At 64.1% G+C, this 3,853-nt stretch carries 6 protein-coding genes; 3 read left to right on the top strand and 3 right to left on the bottom strand.

What is annotated here, in order from left to right:
• The 3 genes from VGI62_RS04175 to VGI62_RS04165 form a co-directional block, all read left to right on the top strand.
• On the top strand, positions 1–859 hold an 859-nt coding region (locus VGI62_RS04175), incomplete at its 5' end, for a glutathione S-transferase family protein (RefSeq protein ID WP_331503133.1).
• A 5-nt stretch (positions 860–864) separates the two neighbouring features.
• Positions 865–1,869, top strand: a complete 1,005-nt coding sequence (locus VGI62_RS04170) for a glutathione S-transferase family protein (RefSeq protein WP_331503132.1) — start codon at positions 865–867, stop codon at positions 1,867–1,869.
• Positions 1,866–2,123 (top strand): TauD/TfdA dioxygenase family protein, encoded by a 258-nt coding sequence (locus tag VGI62_RS04165; protein WP_331503131.1) that lies wholly within the window; start codon positions 1,866–1,868, stop codon positions 2,121–2,123. The genes VGI62_RS04170 and VGI62_RS04165 overlap by 4 nt, the downstream gene beginning before the upstream one ends.
• A gap of 183 nt (positions 2,124–2,306) precedes the next feature.
• Here VGI62_RS04165 and VGI62_RS04160 read toward each other — a convergent pair whose 3' ends face one another.
• The 3 genes from VGI62_RS04160 to VGI62_RS04150 all read right to left on the bottom strand — a co-directional run.
• On the bottom strand, positions 2,307–2,672 hold the full coding sequence (locus VGI62_RS04160) for a nuclear transport factor 2 family protein (RefSeq protein WP_331503130.1): 366 nt from the start codon (positions 2,670–2,672) through the stop codon (positions 2,307–2,309).
• Between the two features lie 35 nt (positions 2,673–2,707).
• Positions 2,708–3,340: an FMN-dependent NADH-azoreductase gene (locus VGI62_RS04155; RefSeq protein WP_331503129.1), complete on the bottom strand. Its 633-nt coding sequence runs from the start codon at positions 3,338–3,340 to the stop codon at positions 2,708–2,710.
• 47 nt (positions 3,341–3,387) lie between these two features.
• Positions 3,388–3,853 (bottom strand): enoyl-CoA hydratase/isomerase family protein (locus VGI62_RS04150; RefSeq protein WP_331503128.1); only part of this gene is annotated, 466 nt, incomplete at its 5' end.

Raw genomic sequence — 3,853 nt, 5'->3', positions numbered from 1 at the left:
CATGAAACCCCAAATTGTGGATATAGCCCGCAATGCCTCGCCTGAGACTAGCAACCCTCACGAACCTGCCATGATCATCCTCTATGAACATCAACTATCGCCCTACGCCCAGAAGGTCAAGATCGCTATGCGCGAAAAGGGGCTGAATTTCGAATTCGCCGCGCCGGTCGGCTTGGGTGCCGGCCCCATCCTAGAAGGCGATTTCGCCAGGATAAGCCCGCGCGGCGAGGTGCCGGCCCTGGTGGACGGTGAGGTCGCCATCTTCGATTCCACCATCATCCTGGAATATCTCGAGGACAAGTTCCCGAGCCCGGCCATGCTGCCGGCCAGCGCCGCCGAGCGGGCGCGGGTGCGCATGGTGGAAGAGGTGATGGACACCCATTTTGAGCCCATCGCCTGGGGCCTGGCCGAGCTGAACTGGTTTCGCCGCGCCGAAGGCGAGCTGGCCGAGACCCTGCGCGCCAGCGCCAAGACCCAGACCGAGGGCTTCTTCGCCTGGCTGGAGCGGGAGCTGGGCGAGCGAGAGTGGTTCAATGGCGAGGCCTTCGGCTGGGGCGACCTTTCGGTCGTCCCGTATTTGAACCGCTCGCTGGGCGGCGCTCCTCCGCCGGCCAGGGGCTTGAAGCTGTCGGCCTGGCTGGAGCGGGCCAACGCCCGCCCGTCGGTGGCGATGACCATCGAGGAGATGGCCGCGCCGCGCCTGTCCATGACCGACGCCGCCAGCCTGGTGGAAAAAGGGCTGTTCAAGCGCGAATACCGCGATCATCGCCTGGAGTGGATGATCAAGTCGGGCGGGCTGGAGGTAGTGGTCAAGGGCCTTGAGGCCGACAACATCCGCTTCAGCCCCACCTTCGAGTAAACGCCATGGCCGAGACCTTGATCCTGCATCACAACGACCCCTCACCCTTCTCGGAGAAGATCAGAGTTGCGTTGGGCGTAAAAGGAATAGCCTGGCGCTCGGTTCATATCCCCAACATGATGCCGAAACCGGACGTTCTGCCTCTGACCGGCGGCTATCGCCGCACGCCGGTGGCCCAGATCGGCGCCGACGTCTTTTGCGACACCCAGGTGATTCTGGCCGAAATCGAACGGATCGGGCCGCCACCGAAACTGGCCAGCGGCCTGGACTGGGCGGTCAACTGGTGGGCCGACCGGCTGTTCTTCCACACCACGATGCCGATCATCTTCGGCACCATCGGCGACAGTGTACCCGAAGCCTTCCTGAAGGATCGCGAACAGCTGGCCGGCCGCCCGTTCGACCCCAAGGCCATGAAAGCGGCCGTCCATCCGCTCAAGGCCCAGTGGCGCGCTCAGATCGGATGGCTGGAACAGCAACTGCAGTCCAACGCCGCCTGGCTGTCCGGTTTCGCCCCGGGGCTGGCCGATGTGGCCGCCTATATGAACATCTGGTTTTTGGAGCGGAACCTGCCCGATGTGGCCGCCGAGCTGCTGCAGGGCATGGGCGAAACCCAGGCCTGGAAAGCGCGGGTCAAGGCGGTAGGGCATGGGAGGTCTACCGAACTGGACTCCAAGGCCGCGCTCGACATCGCCAAGGCGGCCGAACCCAGGGGCGGAATCGACCATGATCCGACCGATCCCATCGGCGTGGCGCCGGGGGGCAAGGTGTTCGTCATGGCCGACGATTATGGCCGCGACCGCATCGAGGGCGTTCTGGTGGCCGCCAACCCCGAGCGGATCGTCATCGCCCGCGAGGATCCCGCTGTCGGTGAGCTGAACGTGCATTTCCCGCGCGCGGGCTATTTCGCCGGGCCCAGCCTGAGCGGGCCCTCTCGCCTCGGCGGAAATCGCGGCGTAGGCTCTGTGCAACAGGCCCACCAAAGGCCGCCCGACCTTGGGAGATCGTCATGAACCAGCTCGCCCGCAACCTGACCGTGCTCGGTCTGGAGATCGCGCCCCTGACCCCGACCGTCGGCGCCGAGGTGCATGGCCTCGACCTGGCCGAACCGCAGGATGACGCCACCCTGTCGGCGCTGCGCGCGGCGCTATTGGACTGGAAGGTGCTGTTCTTCCGCGACCAGGACATCACCACCGAGCAGCACCTGGCCTTCGCCGGACACTTCAGCGAACTGGAGGTTCACCCATCCCCGCTGGAGCCGCTTTAGCGGCGGAATGCGGGGGACCCATGAACACTCACGCATCACGGTGACATGGGTGGCCTGGACAAGCCGGGCCCTTCTCGGTCACTCAGCCTTCGCGCCGGGAATGGCTCTTCATGCCCCAAAGCGGCCGTGACGACGGGCGAGGCTTCACGGCTCCGCAGGCAGCACCCGCAAACAGGTCACCCTCTACGACTGTACGGGATCGAGGAACACATAAAGCGCCGCGATCTTTCCATCGCGGACGATGACCACATCCAAGCCTGTATAGTTGGGCGGCTCGCCGCGCGGCCCCGATCCCCACGCCAGCCGCCCGGCATTGTGGAGGGTCTGGGCCTCGCCGTGGGGGGTGTAAACGAAGTGCGGATGGGTCGTGCGGAGATCGCCAGCAAACTTGTCGAGGGCTTCGGGGCCGACGAATATGCCGGGTGGCGCATACAGCGCGCAGTCTTCGGTATAGAGGCTCTCAATCGCTGCTCGGCGGCGCGCCGCATTACCCTCGCCGAAGACTTCTTGAAGGTTGCGGTGAAGCAGTTCGCGGATATGGTCGGGCATAGGTTATCTCCGTAGCGGACGCTCCGCCGTATCCGTCATGCCGCGCGACGGGCCTTTCTCGCGGCGACGCTGGTGGGAATGGTCGCATGGGCAGTGTTCAGTGCCGCTTCCCGATGCGCGGGGCTGAGCGCAAGCCCTTCGGCGCGGATGATTTCGATGTCGCCGATGCCGAGGAAGGCGAAGATCGCGCGCAGATACTTCTCCTGGAAGTCGTTCGCCTCGAACGGCATTCCCGGTGCGTAAAGACCGCCGCGCGACGAGGCGACGATCACGTGCTTGCCGCCGGCCAGCCCGATTGGCCCGTCCGCCGTGTAGCTGAAGGTTTTGCCGGCGATCGCGATGCGGTCGATCCATGCCTTGAGTTGGCTCGGGATACCAAAATTATACATCGGTGCGCCGATGACGAGGATGTCGGCGCTAAGGAACTCGTCGAGCACGTCGCTGCCACCCTCGTCTGCAATTCCGACCGCACCTTCAGGTGCATTCGCTGGCCGGACGGTCGGGAGGCGCTTGCTATCAAGGTGCGGAATCGGATTGGCGTCGAGGTCACGCCGGATCACTTCGAGACCTGGGATCGCCGCTTTCAGTGCAGCGACCGACGCTGCCGAAAGCTGGCGCGAAGCCGAGTTAGCGCCCGTGATGCTTGAGTCGATGTGAAGAAGTTTCATGGTCTTCGTCCCTGGTCAACGTTTGTGCGGACGCCCAAGTCCGGGCGCTACCTTCCCAAAAATGTCAGAGGAGACGGCTGGACGCCGGCTTGGATAGCTTTCGCTGAATTGAGAATGCCTTTTGTCGTGTCTTCGGTCCTAAAGAGGTCGATCGCCACGTCGAGCATCATCACGTCCGCTGCGGCGATGCCTCCCGCCGACCACGCTTTGAGAAGCGTGCGCGCTGCCGCATAAGCCTTGGTTGGGCCGTTCGCGAGCTTGTCCACGAGCTTACGGCTCGTTTCATCCAAATTGGCTTCAGGCACCACGAGCGTAGCAATGCCCAGATCGCCCGCGATGATGCCGCTGAACGGCTCACCCAATAGAGCGAGCTTAGCGGCGCGGGCGCGCCCAACCCGTTCTGCGAGCCGCTGTAGCCCGCCCGCCAACGGAATGTTGCCCGAACGGATCTCAACGGCGAAAAATGTCGCATCCTCCGCCGCGACCAGAAAGTCGCAAGCAAGAGCAAGCTCA

The sequence above is a fragment of the Phenylobacterium sp. genome, from assembly GCF_036495085.1.
In the GTDB taxonomy this organism is placed as follows: Bacteria; Pseudomonadota; Alphaproteobacteria; order Caulobacterales; family Caulobacteraceae; genus Phenylobacterium.
This window is presented reverse-complemented; position numbering and strand designations above follow the sequence as displayed.

Excerpts from the sequence above, each read along its gene's own strand:
- VGI62_RS04170 (WP_331503132.1), top strand. The coding sequence starts at position 865 with ATGGCCGAGACCTTGATCCTGCATCACAACGACCCCTCACCCTTCTCG.
- VGI62_RS04165 (WP_331503131.1), top strand. The coding sequence starts at position 1,866 with ATGAACCAGCTCGCCCGCAACCTGACCGTGCTCGGTCTGGAGATCGCG.
- VGI62_RS04160 (WP_331503130.1), bottom strand. The coding sequence starts at position 2,672 with ATGCCCGACCATATCCGCGAACTGCTTCACCGCAACCTTCAAGAAGTC.
- VGI62_RS04155 (WP_331503129.1), bottom strand. The coding sequence starts at position 3,340 with ATGAAACTTCTTCACATCGACTCAAGCATCACGGGCGCTAACTCGGCT.